At 70.4% G+C, this 18667-nt stretch carries 15 protein-coding genes; 10 read left to right on the top strand and 5 right to left on the bottom strand.

Translation table 11 applies throughout. The features are described from left to right. Position 1 precedes the first annotated feature (1 nt). Positions 2–1807, bottom strand: a complete 1806-nt coding sequence (locus HF995_RS09150) for a glycoside hydrolase family 15 protein (RefSeq protein ID WP_168447460.1) — start codon at positions 1805–1807, stop codon at positions 2–4. Between the two features lie 89 nt (positions 1808–1896). On the opposite strand from HF995_RS09150, the gene uvrA reads away from it, so the two are divergent. The 10 genes from uvrA to HF995_RS09100 all read left to right on the top strand — a co-directional run bounded on the left by uvrA (position 1897) and on the right by HF995_RS09100 (position 14090). Further along, positions 1897–4848 (top strand): excinuclease ABC subunit UvrA, encoded by a 2952-nt coding sequence (gene uvrA, locus HF995_RS09145; protein WP_168447459.1) that lies wholly within the window; start codon positions 1897–1899, stop codon positions 4846–4848. A 110-nt stretch (positions 4849–4958) separates the two neighbouring features. Continuing rightward, positions 4959–6980, top strand: a complete 2022-nt coding sequence (gene uvrC, locus HF995_RS09140) for an excinuclease ABC subunit UvrC (RefSeq protein WP_168447458.1) — start codon at positions 4959–4961, stop codon at positions 6978–6980. Positions 6981–7015: 35 nt separating this feature from the next. Further along, on the top strand, positions 7016–7954 hold the full coding sequence (gene rapZ, locus HF995_RS09135) for an RNase adapter RapZ (RefSeq protein WP_168447457.1): 939 nt from the start codon (positions 7016–7018) through the stop codon (positions 7952–7954). Beyond that, the gene (locus HF995_RS09130) at positions 7935–8927 is read left to right on the top strand and encodes a gluconeogenesis factor YvcK family protein (RefSeq protein ID WP_350308816.1); all 993 of its coding nucleotides are present in this window, start codon (positions 7935–7937) and stop codon (positions 8925–8927) included. Before rapZ ends, HF995_RS09130 begins: the two co-directional genes overlap by 20 nt. Before the next feature lie 18 nt (positions 8928–8945). After that, positions 8946–9926, top strand: coding sequence for a DNA-binding protein WhiA (whiA, locus tag HF995_RS09125; protein ID WP_168447456.1), 981 nt, complete (start codon positions 8946–8948; stop codon positions 9924–9926). A gap of 198 nt (positions 9927–10124) precedes the next feature. Continuing rightward, entirely contained in the window at positions 10125–11129 is a 1005-nt protein-coding gene (gene gap, locus HF995_RS09120; RefSeq protein ID WP_168447455.1) for a type I glyceraldehyde-3-phosphate dehydrogenase, read from the top strand. Between the two features lie 136 nt (positions 11130–11265). Then, positions 11266–12465, top strand: a complete 1200-nt coding sequence (locus HF995_RS09115) for a phosphoglycerate kinase (RefSeq protein WP_168447454.1) — start codon at positions 11266–11268, stop codon at positions 12463–12465. A gap of 27 nt (positions 12466–12492) precedes the next feature. Then, the gene (gene tpiA, locus HF995_RS09110) at positions 12493–13272 is read left to right on the top strand and encodes a triose-phosphate isomerase (RefSeq protein WP_168447453.1); all 780 of its coding nucleotides are present in this window, start codon (positions 12493–12495) and stop codon (positions 13270–13272) included. Between the two features lie 188 nt (positions 13273–13460). Next, positions 13461–13703 (top strand): preprotein translocase subunit SecG, encoded by a 243-nt coding sequence (secG, locus tag HF995_RS09105; RefSeq protein WP_168447452.1) that lies wholly within the window; start codon positions 13461–13463, stop codon positions 13701–13703. 39 nt (positions 13704–13742) lie between these two features. Further along, complete coding sequence (locus HF995_RS09100) at positions 13743–14090, top strand: RNA polymerase-binding protein RbpA (protein ID WP_168447451.1); 348 nt, start codon at positions 13743–13745, stop codon at positions 14088–14090. 85 nt (positions 14091–14175) lie between these two features. On the opposite strand, the gene pgl is transcribed toward HF995_RS09100, so the two are convergent. From pgl to tal, 4 genes are read right to left on the bottom strand one after another with little or no spacing between them, the layout of a single operon-like run. After that, entirely contained in the window at positions 14176–14946 is a 771-nt protein-coding gene (gene pgl / locus HF995_RS09095; RefSeq protein ID WP_168447450.1) for a 6-phosphogluconolactonase, read from the bottom strand. Further along, positions 14943–15860, bottom strand: coding sequence for a glucose-6-phosphate dehydrogenase assembly protein OpcA (gene opcA, locus HF995_RS09090; protein ID WP_168447449.1), 918 nt, complete (start codon positions 15858–15860; stop codon positions 14943–14945). Before opcA ends, pgl begins: the two co-directional genes overlap by 4 nt. Before the next feature lie 58 nt (positions 15861–15918). Next, entirely contained in the window at positions 15919–17475 is a 1557-nt protein-coding gene (gene zwf, locus HF995_RS09085) for a glucose-6-phosphate dehydrogenase (protein WP_168447448.1), read from the bottom strand. Beyond that, positions 17472–18614, bottom strand: a complete 1143-nt coding sequence (gene tal / locus HF995_RS09080) for a transaldolase (RefSeq protein ID WP_168447447.1) — start codon at positions 18612–18614, stop codon at positions 17472–17474. The genes zwf and tal overlap by 4 nt, the downstream gene beginning before the upstream one ends. Positions 18615–18667 lie beyond the last annotated feature (53 nt).

The following is an 18667-nucleotide window of genomic DNA, read 5'->3' as shown; positions in this document are numbered from 1 at the left end:
CTCAGCATGCGCGTCCTTCGTGAGCCGCGTCCAGGGCTTGGGCCGCGCCGACGAGCGCAAGGTGGGAGAGGGCCTGCGGAGTGTTGCCGAGCTGCGCGCGGGCGACGGGGTCGTACTCCTCGGCGAGGAGTCCGACGTCGTTGCACGCCTCGAGCGCACGCTCGAAGAGCGCCTCGGCCTCGTCGGTCTCACCGATCGCGCACAGGGCTTCGACGAGCCAGAAGGTGCACGCGACGAAGGTCGCCTCGCTGCCGGAGAGGCCGTCGTCGGTCCGTTCCGTCGCATAGCGGCGCACGAAACCCGATGCTGTGGAGAGGTCGCGCTGGACCCGTCGGACCGTGCCCACGGCACGGGGATCGTCCGGGGGAAGGAACCCGACACGCAGGATCGACAGCAGGCTCGCATCGACGTGGTCGGCGCCGTAGTGCTGGACGAACGACCCGAGGTCGTCGGACCAGCCGTGGGTGAGCACCTCGGTCCGGACCTCGGCGCGGCAGCGGCGCCACAGCGCGACGTCGTCCTCGTGCCCTGTCATGTCCTGCCCGTGCTCCTCGACGGCGCGCACGGCACGGTCGAACGCGGCCCACGTCATCACCTTCGACTGCACGAAGTGCTGGACGGGGCCGCGCACCTCCCAGATGCCGTGATCAGGCTGGCGCCACCGGTGGACGAGGTCGTTGACGAGCGCGCGCTCGACGGCCCACGACGTCGCGCTGCGCGGGAGGCCGGCGTGCGCTGCGACGTCGAGGGCGCAGAGGACCTCGCCCAGTGCGTCGTGCTGAACCTGCCCGACGGCGCCGTTGCCGGTGCGGACCGGGCTGGACGCCTCCCACCCGGGCAGGTGGTCGCGGGTCCGCTCGAGCAGCTTGTCGCTGCGTGACCCGTCGAGCGCGTACATGATCTGCAGGTCCGCGGGGCGGCCCGCGAGCGCGCGGACGAGCCAGTCGCGCCAGGTGCTCGCTTCGTCGACCGCGCCGGCGCGCGCGAGCGCGGTCACAGCGAGCGCGGCGTCGCGGAGCCAGCAGAACCGGTAGTCCCAGTTGCGCTCGCCCCCAGGGAGCTCTGGGAGAGACGTGGTCGCGGCCGCCGCGATCCCGCCGGTGAGCGAGTGGGTCAGCAGGCGAAGGACGAGGAGGGACCGCATGACCGGCCCGCGGTGGCGGTCTGCGACGACGAGCCGCGACGACCATCGCTCCCAGTCGACGCACGTCGCTTCCGCGCTGCGTCCGGGCAGCGCAGCCGGGACTGGCTCCCACGACGGGGTCCAGGTGCAGGTGGCGCTGAACGTCTCCCCGGCGCGCAGCGTGAAGACGTCGGCGTGGCGGTGGCCGAGGGCGTGGGGCTGGTGCGGGAGGCGGTCGGCGCGGAGGGTGAGGGAGTCGGGGCCCGCGACGATGCGCAGCACCGACCCGTCGGACGTGACCCAGGGCTCGACCGCGCCGTAGTCGAACCGGACGACGAGCTCGTGCACGAGGGTCACCTCGCCCTCGAGCACCTCGATCTTGCGGGAGAGGTCGGCGTGGCCGTCTCGCGTGGGCATCCAGTCCAGGGCGCGCGCACGCCCGGTGGGGGTCCGGTACTCCGTCTCGAGCACGAACGAGTCACCGACGTAGCGCCGTGAGACCTGGGTCGCCCCGCGGACGCCGAGAGCCCACCGCCCGTTCTCGGGGGTCCCGAGGAGCGCGGCGAAGCACGCTGGTGAGTCGAGGTCCGGCAGGCAGAGCCAGTCGACGGAACCTTCGCGGCTCACGAGTGCGACGGTCCGGCCGTCGCCGAGGGCTGCGTAGTCCGCGATAGGTGTCGACACGGGCTCATGGTCTCGCTTCTCCCGGCGCCGCGCATCTGAGGCGTCGAACACATGTGCGAAGTGTGCCGTCTTGCCCCTAGGATGGACCGGTGAACGAACGACTTGTGGTGCAAGGTGCCCGGGAGCACAACCTGCGCAGCGTCGACCTCGATCTGCCGAGGGACAAGCTCATCGTCTTCACCGGCCTCTCGGGGTCGGGAAAGTCGTCGCTCGCTTTCGACACGATCTTCGCCGAGGGGCAGCGGCGCTACGTCGAGTCGCTCTCGGCCTACGCGCGGCAGTTCCTGGGGCAGATGGACAAGCCCGACGTCGACTTCATCGAGGGCCTGTCGCCGGCGGTCTCCATCGACCAGAAGTCGACCAACCGCAACCCGCGGTCGACCGTCGGCACGATCACCGAGGTCTACGACTACCTTCGTCTCCTGTTCGCGCGTGCTGGCACGCAGCACTGTCCCGTGTGCGGCGAGCGGGTCGCGTCGCAGACGCCGCAGCAGATCGTCGACCGCCTGCTCGCACTGCCCGAGGGGACGCGCTACCAGGTCCTCGCCCCCGTCGTCCGCGGCCGCAAGGGCGAGTACGCCGAGCTCTTCGCCGAGCTTCAGGGCAAGGGGTTCGCCCGTGCGCGCGTCGACGGTGAGATCGTGCAGCTGTCATCGCCGCCCACGCTCGAGAAGAAGCTCAAGCACACGATCGAGGTGGTCGTCGACCGCCTGGTCGCTCGCGAGGGCGTGCGGCAGCGCCTGACAGACTCCGTCGAGACCGCGCTCGGGCTCGCCGGTGGGCTGCTCGTCGTCGACATGGTGGACCTCGACGTGGACGACCCGGATCGTGAGCGGCGCTTCTCCGAGCATCGCGCGTGCCCGAACGACCACGTCCTCACGCTCGAGGAGGTCGAGCCACGGACGTTCTCCTTCAACGCGCCGTACGGTGCGTGCCCCGAGTGCACGGGTATCGGCGTCCGGCTCGAGGTGGACCCGGACCTCATCGTGCCCGACGACGAGAAGTCCCTCCGCGAGGGCGCGGTCGCGCCGTGGTCGCAGACGTCGTCCGAGTACTACGAGCGCGTGCTCACGGCGCTCGCCTCCGACATGGGGTTCTCGATGGACGCCCCGTGGAGGGCCCTGCCGGAGCGAGCGCGCGATGCGGTGCTTCACGGGCAGAACCACGAGGTGCACGTGAAGTACCGCAACCGCTGGGGGCGCGAGCGGCAGTACTCGACCGGCTTCGAGGGTGTGATCGCCTTCATCGAGCGGCGCCACTCCGAGACCGAGTCGGACTGGTCCAAGGAGAAGTACGAGTCCTACATGCGTGAGGTGCCGTGCCCCGAGTGCCACGGCACACGCCTCAAGCCCGAGGTGCTCGCGGTCAAGGTCGGGGGTCGGTCGATCGCCGAGGTCTGCGAGATGCCGCTGCGTGAGGCGCGCGGCTTCCTGGAAGCCCTCGAGCTGGGGGTCCGCGAGCGTCAGATCGCCGTCCAGGTGCTCAAGGAGATCGACGCGCGGCTCGGGTTCCTGCTCGATGTCGGCCTCGACTACCTCACCCTGTCGCGTGCCGCCGGGACGCTCTCAGGTGGGGAGGCACAGCGCATCCGCCTCGCGACGCAGATCGGGTCGGGGCTCGTGGGTGTGCTGTACGTCCTCGACGAGCCGAGCATCGGCCTGCACCAGCGGGACAACCGCCGCCTCATCGAGACGCTCACGCGCCTGCGCGACCTCGGCAACACGCTCATCGTCGTCGAGCACGACGAAGACACGATCCGTGCAGCCGACTGGATCGTCGACATCGGCCCGGGAGCGGGGGAGCACGGTGGGCGGGTCGTCCACACGGGGGACTATGCCGGCCTGCTCGAGGCGCCCGAGTCGGTCACGGGCGCATACCTCGCCGGTCGTCGGGTGATCCCGATGCCGCACCACCGGCGCCGTGTGGACAAGTCCCGGCAGATCAAGGTCGTCGGCGCGCGGGAGAACAATCTCCAGGACGTGGACGTGTCCTTCCCGCTCGGGGTGTTCACGGCCGTCACCGGCGTGTCGGGCTCCGGCAAGTCGACGCTCGTCAACTCGATCCTCTACACGGTCCTCGCGAACGAGCTCAACAACGCTCGGCAGGTGCCGGGTCACCACAGGCGTGTCGAGGGTCTCGAGGAGCTCGACAAGGTCGTGCACGTCGACCAGGGGCCGATCGGCCGCACACCGCGGTCCAACCCCGCGACGTACACGGGCGTGTGGGACCACGTCCGCAAGCTCTTCGCCCAGACGACCGAGGCGAAGGTTCGCGGCTACACGCCCGGCCGCTTCTCGTTCAACGTCAAGGGTGGACGCTGCGAGGCGTGCTCCGGCGACGGCACGATCAAGATCGAGATGAACTTCCTGCCGGACGTGTACGTGCCGTGCGAGGTGTGCCAGGGTGCGCGGTACAACCGCGAGACCCTCGAGGTGCACTACAAGGGCAAGACCGTGGCCGACGTCCTCAACATGCCGATCGAGGAGGCCGCGGACTTCTTCGCGGCCGTCCCTGCCATCGCTCGTCACCTGCGGACCCTCGTCGACGTCGGTCTCGGGTACGTGCGGCTCGGCCAGCCCGCCCCGACGCTCTCCGGTGGTGAGGCGCAGCGAGTCAAGCTCGCGAGCGAGCTGCAGAAGCGGTCGTCGGGCCGCACGGTCTACGTGCTCGACGAGCCGACGACGGGCCTCCACTTCGAGGACATCCGCCGGCTTCTCGCGGTCCTTCAGTCGCTCGTCGACAAGGGCAACACTGTCCTCGTGATCGAGCACAACCTCGACGTCATCAAGAACGCGGACTGGGTCATCGACATGGGCCCTGAGGGCGGGTCCGGCGGCGGGACGGTCGTCGCGCAGGGAACGCCCGAGACGGTCGCGAAGGTTGAGGCGAGCCACACGGGCCGCTTCCTCGCCGAGGTGCTCGGCGAGGGCGTGCCGCTCGCCCCTGCACCGAAGAAGGCGGCGGCTGCCGCGACCACGAGCACAGGCAAGGCGGCGACGAAGTCCTCGACGACCGCGCGGAAGCGTGCCGGTGCTCGTTGACGTGGTGGTCCGTTCAGCGGGCGGTGCCTCCGGCACGGCGGCCCAGGGGCGCGCTGGGGTGACCGGCGCCCCCACCCGCGGCGTCCGGGGGCGCGGTTACCCTCGTCATCATGGCTGACCCGAGGACGTACCGACCCAAGCCGGGCGAGGTCCCGACAGACCCGGGGGTCTACCGGTTCCGCGACGAGCACGGTCGCGTCATCTACGTCGGCAAGGCGCGCAACCTGCGGTCGCGGCTCGCGAACTACTTTCAGGACCTCAGCGCGTTGCACCCGCGCACGGCGACGATGGTCACGACGGCCGCGAGCGTGCAGTGGACCGTGGTGCGCACCGAGGTCGAGGCGCTTGCGCTCGAGTACTCCTGGATCAAGGAGTTCGACCCGCGGTTCAACGTCAAGTACCGCGACGACAAGTCCTACCCGTACCTCGCGGTCACGATGGGGGAGGACGTCCCGAGGGCGCTCGTCATGCGCGGAGCCAAGCGTCCGGGTACCCGGTACTTCGGGCCGTTCGGGCACGCGTGGGCTATCCGTGAGACGCTCGACCTCCTCCTGCGGGTCTTTCCCGTGCGGACCTGCTCGGCCGGGGTCTACCGGCGTGCGGCCCAGTCGGGCCGACCGTGCCTGCTCGGGTACATCGACAAGTGCTCCGCGCCGTGCGTCGGGCGGATCGACGTCGACGAGCACCGCGCTCTCGCAGAGGATCTCTGCACGTTCATGAGCGGGGACGCGTCGCGGTTCATCCGTGCGCTGACCGCGCAGATGAACGAGGCAGCACAGGACATGCAGTACGAGCAGGCCGCGCGATACCGCGACGCGATCCAGGCGCTCGAGCGGGCGCTCGAGAAGAACGCGGTCGTCCTCGCCGACGGCACGGACGCTGACATCTTCGGGCTCGTCGGTGACGAGCTCGAGGCGGCCGTCCAGGTGTTCCACGTCCGCGGCGGGCGTATCCGCGGTCAGCGCGGCTGGGTCGTCGAGCGGGTCGAGGACGTGACCGACGCCGGGCTCGTCACGCACCTCCTCCAGCAGGTCTACGGGGACGTCGACACGGCGGATGCGGACGCCCGTCGCAGCGTGCCCCGAGAGGTGCTCGTCCCTGAGCTCCCGGAGGACCTCGACCAGGTGCGCGCCTGGCTCTCGGGGATCCGAGGTGCTGCGGTCGACATCCGCGTGCCGCAGCGCGGCGAGAAGCGCGAGCTTGCCGACACCGTGCGGAAGAACGCTGAGCAGGCCCTCGCGCTGCACCGCTCGCGCCGGTCGGGTGACCTCACGACGCGCAGCCGCGCGCTCCAGGAGATCCAGGAGGCTCTCGACCTGCAGTCGGCTCCGCTGCGCATCGAGTGCTACGACATCTCGAACACCCAGGGCACGTTCCAGACGGCGTCGATGGTCGTCTTCGAGGACGGCCTCGCTCGCAAGCCGGAGTATCGCCGGTTCACGATCCGCGGGCCCGAGGGCAAGGGAGCAGCAGACGACACCGCCGCGATGTACGAGGTGATCACGCGGCGTTTCAAGCGGTACCTCACCGACCGTTCGGAGTCCTCCGACCTCGAGCTCGACCTCACCGACGACGACCGCAGGGAGCTCGCCGACCACGGGTCCGGGGAGGTGGACGCGCTCGTCGACGAGCAGACCGGGCGCCCGAAGCGGTTCGCCTACCCGCCCAACCTCGTCGTCGTCGACGGCGGTCAGCCGCAGGTCGCCGCGGCTGCCCGAGCGCTCGCCGACCTCGGCATCGACGACGTCGCGCTGTGCGGTCTCGCGAAGCGCCTCGAGGAGGTGTGGCTTCCGGGCGAGGACTACCCGGTCATCCTCGAGCGCAGCTCGGAAGGCCTCTACCTGCTGCAGCGCGTGCGGGACGAGGCGCACCGCTTCGCGCTCGCGCACCACCGCAAGCGTCGCGGGGCGGCGATGACGGCCTCCGAGCTGGACGGCGTGCCCGGCCTCGGTCCGGCGCGCAAGGCCAAGCTGCTCAAGCACTTCGGCTCGCTCAAGCGGCTGCGTGCCGCGTCGGTCGAGGAGATCGCCTCGGTCCCCGGCATGGGGGAGAAGCTCGCGCGCGGTGTGCTCGAGGCTCTCGCACCGCCGTCCGCGTCTGCACCCGCACCCGCACCCGCGGACGGCGCCTGACCGGAGCGGCCGCCGCGGACTGGCATGCTGGGACCATGAGCGAGGACAAGAACCCACTCACTGTCCCCCAGGGGATCCCTGCGCTCGAGGCCGCTGCCTCGGCGCCCGAGCCCGAGCGGTCCCAGGTGGTGATCATCACCGGGATGTCAGGCGCGGGGCGCTCCCGCGCCGCCGCGGAGCTCGAGGACCTCGGCTGGTTCGTCATCGACAACCTGCCGCCTCAGATGCTCACCCCGCTCATCGAGATGTCGGTGCACTCGGGGCAGACCCTCACGCGGTTCGCGGCAGTCGTCGACGTCCGCGGCAGGCAGTTCTTCGACCAGCTCCAGGACGTCATGGAGCAGATGAAGCAGCGTGAGGTCGACTACCGCGTCATGTTCCTCGACGCCGCCGACGACGTGCTGGTCCGGCGCTACGAGTCCGTGCGCCGCCCGCACCCGCTCCAGGGCGACGGGCGCCTGCTCGACGGCATCGTGTCCGAGCGTGCGCTCCTGCGCACCATCCGCGCGCAGGCCGACGTCGTCATCGACACGAGCGACCTCAACGTGCACGACCTCGGGCGTGAGGTGCGGGCTGCGATCGCGAGCGAGGACGAGCACCCGCTGCGCATCCATGTCGTCTCGTTCGGTTTCAAGTACGGGTTGCCCATGGACGCTGACCTTGTCGTCGACATGCGTTTCCTCCCGAACCCGTACTGGGTGACCGAGCTGCGGCACCTGTCGGGTCGGGACGAGCCCGTGCGTGACTACGTCCTGGCCCTGCCGGGTGCCCAGCAGTTCATCGACCGTTACGTCGAGGCGCTCGAGCCGGTGCTCAAGGGCTACCTCGAGGAGGAGAAACGGTTCGTCACCCTCGCCGTCGGCTGCACGGGAGGGAAGCACCGGTCGGTCGCCGTGTCGGAGGAGATCGGCAGGCGCCTGCGGCAGGCGGGCCACCGTGTCGTGGTGACTGCGCGTGACCTCGGCAAGGAGTGAGCGGGGGCGCGCTTCCGACGCGCGCTCCGGGCCCGAGGTCGTCGCGCTGGGCGGCGGGCACGGACTCTCCGCGAGCCTCTCGGCGCTCCGTCTGATGACCGAACGGCTCACCGCGGTCGTGACGGTCGCGGACGACGGCGGTTCGTCGGGACGGCTGAGGACCGAGCTCGGTGTCCTGCCCCCAGGCGACCTCCGCATGGCGCTCTCAGCGCTGTGCGACGAGTCCGCGTGGGGCCTGACCTGGCGCGACCTGCTGCAGCACCGGTTCAGCAGCGACGGTGACCTCGACAACCACGCGGTGGGGAACCTGCTCATCGTCGCTCTCTGGGAGATCCTCGGGGACACCGTCGACGGTCTCGACTGGGTCGGTCGGCTCCTGGGCGCGCACGGTCGTGTGCTGCCGATGGCCGCCGTGCCTCTCGAGATCGAGGCGGACGTGACCGTCGAGGGAGAGCAGCGCACCATCCGTGGGCAGAGCACGGTGGCGACGTGCGCCGCGCACATCGATCGCGTACGGCTCGTGCCGGAGCGCCCCCCTGCGTGCGAGGAGGCTGTCGCGGCCGTCCGTGCCGCCGACTGGATCATCCTCGGGCCGGGGTCCTGGTACACCTCGGTCATGCCGCACCTGCTCGTGCCGGAGCTCGCGCAGGCGCTCCAGGAGACGGCCGCGCGCCGCTGCGTCACGCTCAACCTCGACCCCGAGGGCGAGACGTCGGGACTGTCGGCGACCGACCACCTCGCGGCGCTCCACGAGCACCACCCTGAGCTGCGCGTGGACGCGGTCCTCGCCGACCCGAGTGCGGTGGACGACGTCGAGGGTCTCACCCGTGCCGCATCAGCGATGGGAGCGCGCACGATGATGCGCCAGGTCAGACGGGGTGACGGGACGGCCCGGCACGACCGCCTCCGGCTCGCGGCCGCGTACCGCGACGTGTTCGACGACTTCCTCGGCGACGTCGGGACCCGCGCGTGAAGATGGCAGGATGACCCCATGGCACTGACGGCAGAGGTGAAGGACGAGCTCGCGCGGCTCAAGGTGGACAAGATCAGCTGCCGCAAGGCGGAGGTCTCTGCGCTGCTGCGGTTCGCGGGCGGTCTGCACATCGTGTCGGGTCGCATCGTCATCGAGGCCGAGGTGGACACCGGCGTCGTCGCACGGCGGCTGAAGCAGGCGATCACCGAGGTGTACGGCCACTCGAGCGACGTCATGGTGATCCAGCCTGGCGGCCTGCGCCGCGGTAACCGGTACGTCGTGCGTGTGGCGCGCGAGGGTGAGTCGCTCGCCCGTCAGACGGGCCTCCTCGACAGTCGTGGCCGGCCTGTGCGCGGTCTGCCGCCGCAGATCGTGTCGGGCGGCGTGGACGAGTCGGCGGCGGCGTGGCGCGGTGCCTTCCTCGCGCACGGTTCGCTCACGGAGCCAGGCCGGTCGTCGGCTCTCGAGATCACGTGCCCCGGCCCCGAGGCGGCGCTCGCGCTCGTCGGTGCGGCGCGGCGGCTCGGGGTGCCGACGAAGGCGCGTGAGGTCCGTGGCGTGGACCGCGTGGTGGTGCGCGACGGCGAGGCCATCTCGACGATGCTCACGACCCTCGGCGCGGTCGAGACCGCGAAGGTGTGGGACGAGCGCCGGGCGCGCCGCGAGGTGCGCGGCACGGCAAACCGCCTCGCGAACTTCGACGACGCGAACCTGCGCCGGTCGGCTCGCGCGGCGGTGGCCGCGGGGGCTCGCGTCGAGCGCGCGTTCGAGATCCTCGGTGAGGACCTGCCGGAGCACCTGCGGGAGGCGGGGGAGCTGCGGCTCGCGCACAAGCAGGCGTCGCTCGAGGAGCTCGGGCAGCTCGCAGACCCGCCCCTGACCAAGGACGCGGTCGCGGGTCGCATCCGACGGCTGCTCGCGACGGCGGACAAGCGCGCGCAGGAGCTGGGCATCCCGGATACCGAGGCCGGGCTCGCGTCCGACCTCCTGGACCTGTGAGCGCGCACCAGCGTGCGTTCGCTCGGACGTTCGTCCCATCGGCCCACCGCCGGACGGTATAGGCTAGGGACGTTCGGTGATGCGGGCCACAACCCCTTCAGGCTGTGACTCGTGTCTCATCCGCGTACATCGACGTACGTACAGTTCGTCAACAACCGTGTGCGTCGGTGCTAGCCGACGCGCCCCGAGGAGGGCATAGTGACCATCCGCGTCGGAATCAACGGCTTCGGCCGCATCGGACGTAACTTCTTCCGCGCCATCATCGCGTCGGGAGCTGACATCGAGATCGTCGGTGTCAACGACCTGACGGACAACAAGACCCTGGCGCACCTGCTCAAGTACGACACGGTTCTCGGCCGTTTCCCGCTGAGCGTCGCGTACGACGACGACAACATCATCGTCGACGGCAAGAACATCCGCGCCCTTGCTGAGCGCGACCCCGCGAACCTCCCCTGGGGCGAGCTGGGTGCTGACATCGTCATCGAGTCGACCGGCTTCTTCACCGACGCGACCAAGGCCCAGGCCCACATCGCGGCCGGCGCCAAGAAGGTCATCATCTCCGCCCCCGCCTCGAACGAGGACGCGACCTTCGTCGTGGGTGTCAACCACACGCAGTACGACCCGGCGAAGCACAACGTCATCTCCAACGCGTCGTGCACCACGAACTGCCTCGCGCCCGTCGCCAAGGCTCTCAACGACTCGGTCGGCATCGTCCGTGGCCTCATGACCACGATCCACGCCTACACGGGTGACCAGAACCTCCAGGACGGCCCGCACAAGGACCTGCGTCGTGCCCGCGCGGCCGCGCAGAACATCGTCCCGACCTCGACCGGTGCTGCGAAGGCTGTCGCCCTCGTCCTGCCCGAGCTCAAGGGCAAGCTCGACGGCTTCGCCATGCGCGTGCCGACGATCACGGGCTCCGCGACCGACCTCACGTTCGAGGCTTCGCGCGACGTCACCATCGAGGAGGTCAACGCTGCGGTCAAGGCCGCCGCTGAGGGCCCGCTCAAGGGTGTTCTCGAGTACGTCGAGGACGACATCGTCTCCTCCGACATCGTGACGAACCCGCACCAGAGCATCTTCGACTCGAAGCTCACCAAGGTGATCGGCAACCAGGTCAAGATCGTGGCCTGGTACGACAACGAGTGGGGCTACTCCAACTCGCTCGTCGCCCTCACGAGCTACGTGGGCGAGCGTCTCTGACGCAGCCCTGCTGACTCGCTGATCGCATGACGTCCGCGTGCGCGCCCACGGCTCGTCCGGGGTGCGCACGCGGACGTCTTTGCGTCGCGGCACGCTGAACCTCCCACCCGAACCTCACGCACTACGGAGTGCCCCTGTGAAGACCATCGCTGACCTGGGCGACCTGCGCGGCAAGCGCGTCCTCGTTCGTTCCGACTTCAACGTCCCGCTCGACGGCACGACCATCACGGATGACGGGCGCATCCGCGCCGCGCTCCCGACGCTCAAGCGTCTGGTCGACGCCGGCGCCAAGGTCGTCGTGACCGCCCACCTCGGCCGCCCGAAGGGTGCGCCTGAGGCCAAGTACTCGCTCGCCCCCGTCGCGGCCCGCCTGGGCGAGCTGCTCGGCGCCCCGGTGACCCTCGCCGAGGACACCGTCGGCGACAGCGCGAAGGCGACCGTCGCGGCCCTCGGCGAGGGCGAGGTCGCCCTCCTCGAGAACATCCGCTTCGACGCCCGCGAGACCTCGAAGGTCGACGAGGAGCGCGCGTCGCTCGCCGCCGACCTCGCTGAGCTCGCCGACGCGTACGTGTCCGACGGCTTCGGTGTCGTCCACCGCAAGCAGGCGTCGGTCTACGACATCGCCAAGGTCCTCCCGGCCGCCGTCGGCGAGCTCGTCCTCAAGGAGGTCGACTCCCTGAAGAAGGCGACCGAGGACCCGGCCCGCCCGTACGTGGTCGTGCTCGGTGGATCGAAGGTCTCCGACAAGCTCGGCGTCATCGCCAACCTCCTGGAGAAGGCGGACCGCCTGCTCATCGGTGGCGGCATGGTGTTCACGTTCCTCGCGGCCCAGGGTCACCAGGTCGGCAAGTCCCTTCTCGAGGAGGACCAGATCGAGACGGTGAAGGGCTACCTCGCCAAGGCGGCCGAGCGCGGCGTCGAGATCGTCCTGCCGACGGACATCGTCGCGGCTGACGGCTTCGCTGCCGACGCCCCGCACGACGTCGTGGCCGCCGACGCCATCCCGGCCGAGCGTATGGGCCTGGACATCGGTCCGGAGTCGCAGAAGCTGTTCGCCTCGAAGCTGGCCGACGCGAAGACGATCGTCTGGAACGGCCCCATGGGCGTGTTCGAGTTCGCCGCGTTCGCCGGTGGCACCCGCGCCGTCGCGCAGGGCATGATCGACGCGACGGCCGACGGCGCGTTCTCGATCGTCGGTGGTGGCGACTCGGCCGCTGCCGTGCGCATCCTCGGCTTCGACGAGGCGGGCTTCAGCCACATCTCGACCGGTGGTGGCGCCAGCCTCGAGTTCCTCGAGGGCAAGACGCTCCCTGGCATCGCCGTCCTCGACGCCTGACCTACCCGACGAACGGAAGACACTGACGTGGCAAACCGCACCCCGCTGATCGCGGGCAACTGGAAGATGAACAAGGACCACCTCGAGGCGGTCCACCTGGTGCAGAAGCTCGACTGGGCGCTCAAGGACGCCAAGCACGACTTCTCCGCCGTCGAGGTCACCGTGCTCGTGCCCTTCACGGACCTGCGGTCCGTGCAGACGCTCGTCGACGCTGACGGCTCGCAGCTCTCGTACGGTGCCCAGGACCTCTCGGCACAGGTGTCGGGGGCGTACACCGGTGAGATCTCGCCCGTGTTCCTCGAGAAGCTCGGCGTCAAGTACGTGGCCGTCGGCCACTCCGAGCGTCGCCAGTACCACGGCGAGGACGACGCGCTCGTCAATGCCAAGACGAAGAACGCTCTCGCGCACGGTCTCGTACCGATCGTCTGCGTCGGTGAGGGCCTCGACATCCGCAAGGCTGGCGAGCAGGTCTCGTACACGCTCGCGCAGGTCGACGGCGCGTTCGAGGGCATCTCTGCCGAGGACGCCGCCAAGGTCGTCGTCGCCTACGAGCCCGTCTGGGCCATCGGCACGGGCGAGGTCGCGACCCCGGCCGACGCTCAGGAGGTCAACGGCGCGATCCGTGCCCGTCTCGCGGAGCTGTACTCGGCCGAGGTGGCGGACGCCGTTCGCGTCCTCTACGGCGGTTCGGTGAAGTCCTCGTCGATCGCCGAGCTCATGGCTGAGCCCGACGTCGACGGCGCCCTGGTCGGTGGCGCGAGCCTCGACCCGGAGGAGTTCGCGAAGATCGCCCGGTTCCAGGCGTAGTCCGCCTGACCGGAACAGGTCCACGTCTGTCCTGGGCCGACGTCCCGCTCCGGCGGGGCGTTGGCCCAGGGCGGTCGCCGTGACCTATCCTTGACCCGGCGGCCACGGTGCCGCGCGCGGATCCAGGGGGAACCGCAGAGCCCGGACACCAGTCCAGGCCGAACAGCGACGAAGAGGGACACCGTCTAGTGGACGCGATCGGTATCATCCTGCAGGTCATCCTTGTCATCACGAGCCTGGTGATGGTCCTTCTCGTGCTTCTGCACAAGGGCAAGGGCGGCGGCATGTCCGACATGTTCGGTGGCGGTGTCGCCAGCTCGGTCGGCTCGTCCGGCGTCGCAGAGAAGAACTTGAACCGCCTGACGGTGTCGTTCGTCATCGTCTGGGTGCTGACGATCGTGCTGCTGGGCCTCCTCGCCAAGGTCGGCTGACCGGAGCCCTCCGGCGAGCACTGAGACAGGGGAGAGACAGTGGCTGGAGCAAGTGCCATCAGGGGATCGCGCGTCGGCGCTGGACCCATGGGGGAGTCTGAGCGCGGCGACGTGGCCGCGCGCGTCTACGTGTCGTACTGGTGCGCCAACGGCCACGAGACTCGTCCCAGCTTTTCCGACGAGACGGCCATCGAGGTGCCGACCGAGTGGGACTGCCCGCGCTGCGGGTTCCCGGCAGGGCAGGATCGGCTGAACCCGCCGTCGCCGTCGCGGAACGAGCCGTACAAGACGCACCTCGCCTACGTGAAGGAGCGTCGGTCCGACGAGGACGGCGAGGCGCTCCTCGACGAGGCCCTCGCAGCGCTGCGCAAGCGACGCGGCAGCTGAGCAGGGACCGAGGCGCGCACGACGAACAGCTGAGGCCGCCACCCCCACGGGGTGGCGGCCTCAGCCGTCTCTGCTGCCTGAGCTGTCAGCCGTGCTCGCCGGCGCCCGCCTCGGCCGCCGCGGCGGCGTCCACGAGCCAGAGCGTGAGGTCCTGACCTGTCGCACCCGCGACGGGGGACTCGGTGACCGATGCGCCGCTGAGCCCGGCGTGAACGCCCGCGGCCTTCTCCGCGCCGGCGGCGACGATCCACACCTCACGTGCGCTCCGGATCGCGTCGAACGTCAGCGAGACCCGCAGCGGCGGGGGCTTGGGAGAGTCGACGACCGCGGTCGTCGCGACGCCGACGACCTCGAGCTCCGGCCGCCCGGGGAACAGCGACGCCACGTGGTGGTCGGGCCCCATGCCGAGCATGAGCACGTCGAACTGCGGGGTCGACTCGCCCGGTGCGGCGAAGCGGGCGAGCTCGCTCGCGTACTCTCGCGCCGCGTCGTCCTGCGTGAAGCCGGGGTCGTCGGGACGAGCCGCGGGGATTGTGTGGACGTTCTCGTGCGGGAGGGTCGGGAGGTGGTCGAGCAACGCCTCTCGTGCCTGCTGGACGTTGCGATCCGGGTGCCCCGCAGGGACGAACCGGTCGTCGCCCCACCAGAGGTGCACCGTGCCCCAGTCGACGGCGTCCCGCACGGGGTGCGCGGCGACGTCGGCGAGAACCTTGATGCCGACGGTGCCGCCTGTCAGGACGACGTGGACGGGGGCGTGCACGGACTGCAGGTCGAGGAGGCGCGTCAGCAGTCGCGACGCCGTCGCCTGCGCGAGGACGTCCGCGTCTGGGTGGACGACGACGCGGCGGGCGCTCATGCGCCGATCCTCGTGAGCCCGCGCGTGAGGACCTCGCCGTACATCTCGTCCGGGTCGAGGCGACGCAGCTCCTCCGCGATGCACTCGTGCAGCTGGCGGACCGGTAGCGCGATGCGGTGGTCCGGCTGGCCGGACTGCGCGAGGGTCGCGACCTTGCCGCTCGGGCGCGACAGCGAGATCTGGCCGGAAGCGCGCTCGAGCGTGATGCGCGTGACGGCCTGTGCGCCGGGTGTCCGGCGGATCTCGACCTCGGTGTCGAGCGCGTGGCCGAGCCAGGCCCCGAGCAGGTCGACCGACGAGTGGTCCGGCACACCCTCGACGACGACCTTCTCGACCGGCTCGAACGGCGGCTGGTCGAGCGTCGCGGCGATGAGCCCGCGCCAGATCGTCGTTCGTGTCCACGCGAGATCGGTGTCGCCAGGCGTGTACGCCGCGGCAAGGCGGCGCAGGGTGCCGCACGGGTCGGCGCTCGAGTACGAGTCGGTGATCCTGCGGCTCGCCATCGACCCGACGATGTCCTTCGCCGGGTGTGCAGGGGCCTCGTGCGGCCACCAGGCGACGATCGGGGCGTCCGGCAGCAGGAGCGGCATGATGAGCGTGTCGGCGTGCTCCATGGTCGATGCGGGGCCCTTGAGCACGACGACCTCGCTCGCGCCCGCGTCACCGCCGAGGCGGATCTGCGCGTCGAGAGAGTTGTCCGACGCGTTCGTCGTCGAGGCGAGCACGATGATGCGGCACGGATGCTCCCGTGACGCGTCGTTCGCGGCGTCGATCGCCTCGTCGGCGTCCTGCTCGTCCGTGATGATCAGGAGCGTGAGCACGCGGCCGAGAGCGACCGCGCCACCCTCCTGGCGCAGCTTGATGAGCTTCTTCGCGACCGTGCTGGTGGTCGTCTGGGGGAGGTCGATGATCACTGGTGCTCCTGGGTCGTGACGTGCGGTGCGAGCGCGCGGGGCGGTGGCAGGACGCTGGTCACGGTCGCCGCCAGGAGCGGCCGTCGCGTGCGAGCATCTCGTCGGCGCTCGCCGGGCCCCACGTGCCGGACCGGTAGGCGTCGGGCTTCCCGGCCGCCGCCCACGCGTCGAGGATCGGGTCGAGGATCTTCCACGAGAGCTCGACCTCCTCGTGGCGGGGGAACAGCGGGGGCTCGCCGAGCAGGACGGAGAGGATCAGACGCTCGTACGCCTCCGGGGAGGACTGCGTGAAGGCGTGCCCGTAGCCGAAGTCCATCGTGACGTCCCGGACCTCCATCGCCGTCCCGGGGACCTTGGCGCCGAACCGGATCGTCACGCCCTCGTCCGGCTGCACGCGGATGACGATGGCGTTCTTGCCGAGCTCGGAGGTCTCGGTCGAGTCGAACGGCAGGTGCGGGGCGGACTTGAAGACGACGGCGATCTCCGTGACGCGGCGTCCGAGACGCTTGCCAGCGCGCAGGTAGAACGGGACGCCTGCCCACCGGCGGTTGTCGATGTCGACGCGGATCGCCGCGAACGTCTCCGTCGTCGACTCTGGGTCGGTGCCGTCCTCGTCGAGGTAGCCCTTGACCTCGGCGCCGGCCTGCCAGCCCGCGGTGTACTGGCCGCGTGCCGTGTGCCGCTCGAGGTCCTCGGGGAGGGTGACCGCGTTGAGGACCTTGATCTTCTCGGCGATGAGGTCCTCGGCGGCGAACGACGCAGGCTCCTCCATCGCCGTGAGGGCGAGGAGCTGCAGGAGGTGGTTCTGGATGACGTCGCGTGCCGCGCCGATGCCGTCGTAGTACCCGGCTCGGCCGCCGATGCCGATGTCCTCGGCCATCGTGATCTGGACGTGGTCGACGTAGTGGTTGTTCCAGATCGGCTCGTACATCTGGTTCGCGAACCGCAGCGCGAGCAGGTTGAGGACCGTCTCCTTGCCGAGGTAGTGGTCGATGCGGAAGACCGACTCCGGCTCGAACACCTCGGACACGACGTCGTTGAGCTCGCGAGCCGTCTCGAGGTTGTGACCGAACGGCTTCTCGACGACGACGCGACGCCACGGCGTCTCGGCCCCGTCGCCCTCCTCCGTGCGGGACAGTCCTGAGCGGGAGAGCTGGCGGCACACGACCGGGAATGCGCTCGGTGGCACGGACAGGTAGAAGGCGTGGTTGCCGCGGGTGCCCCGCTCGATGTCGAGCTCGTGGACGGTCTGGGCGAGGCGCTCGAACGCCTCGTCGTCGTCGAACGAGCCCTGGACGAACCGGATGCCCTCCGCGAGCTGGGCCCACGTCTCCTCGCGGAACGGGGTGCGGGCATGCTCCTTGACGGCGTCGTGCACGACCTTGGCGAAGTCCTGGTCGTCCCAGTCGCGGCGTGCGAAGCCCGTCAGGGCGAAGCCCGGCGGCAGGAGGCCGCGGTTGGACAGGTCGTAGACCGCAGGCATGAGCTTCTTGCGGGCGAGGTCGCCCGTGACCCCGAAGATGACGAGGCTGCACGGCCCCGCGATGCGCGGCAGGCGCAGGTCCCGGGCGTCGCGCAACGGGTTGGTCTCGGCGTTCACCACGGCAGGGCTCACTGGCCGTCCTCCTGGGATTCGGTCCTGGCGGTCGTCAGAGCCTGCTCGACCGAGGTCAGCAGGTCTGTCCAGCTCGCCAGGAACGTGTCGACGCCCTCGCGCTCGAGCCGCTCGGTGACCTCGTCCAGATCGATACCGATCCGTGCGAGCGTCGCGACGCGCTCCGCCGCGCGGGGCAGGGCTGACGTGATGGTATCCACGCCGTCGGTCGTGGTGCGACCGCGTTCCACGACGGCGTCAAGGGTCTTCCGGGGCATCGTGTTGACCGTGTCCGGGGCGACCAGCTCGTCGACGTAGAGGGTGTCCGGGTAGGCGGGGTTCTTGACGCCGGTCGAGGCCCACAGGGGCCGCTGTACGTGCGCGCCGTGCGCGGCGAGGGTGCGCCAGCGCGAGGTCGACACCGTCTCGAGGTGCTGCCGGTAGGCGAGCTGCGCGTTCGCGACGGCGATCGTCCCGAGCAGGCCGGCCGCGTCCGCGTGCTCGGACTGTGCGAGGAGGCGATCGACAGCAGTGTCGACGCGGGACACGAAGAACGAGGCGACCGAGCGGATCGTCGCCAGGTCGGTGCCGGCGTCCCAGGCGCGTTCGAGACCGGTCAGGTACGCGTCGATCACCTCACGGTAGCGCGAGAGGGAGAAGATCAGCGTCACGTTGACGCTGATGCCGGCGGCGATCGTCGTCTCGATCGCGGGCAGGCCGGCGCGCGTCGCGGGGATCTTGACGAGGATGTTGGGCCGGTCGACGGCCGCCCAGAGCGCTGCGGCCTGCTCGACGGTCGCGTCCGTGTCGTGGGCGAGGCGAGGGTCGACCTCGATCGAGACGCGTCCGTCCCGACCGCCGGTGGCGTCGAACACGGGTCGGAGCACGTCGGCCGCCTCGCGCACGTCCTCGGTCGTCAGCGCGTGGACGGTCCTCGCGGCGTCGTCGCCTGCAGCCGCGTGCGCGCGCAGCGCGTCCTCGTACCCGACGCCGGCGCTGATCGCCGCGGCGAAGATGCTCGGGTTCGTCGTGACGCCGACGACGCCGGTCTCGGTGACGAGGCGAGCGAGCCCGCCCGTGCACACGAGAGGTCGGGAGAGGTCGTCGAGCCAGACGGCGACCCCGGAGCGGGAGAGGTAGGTGAGGGGGGAGACGGTCATCGTGAGCTCCTTGCGGTACGGCACGTACCCGGTGCCGTGGGACGGCCGAGCCA

The organism is Sanguibacter hominis ATCC BAA-789 (assembly GCF_012396185.1).
GTDB classification, from domain to species: domain Bacteria; phylum Actinomycetota; class Actinomycetes; order Actinomycetales; family Cellulomonadaceae; genus Flavimobilis; species Flavimobilis hominis.
This window is presented reverse-complemented; position numbering and strand designations above follow the sequence as displayed.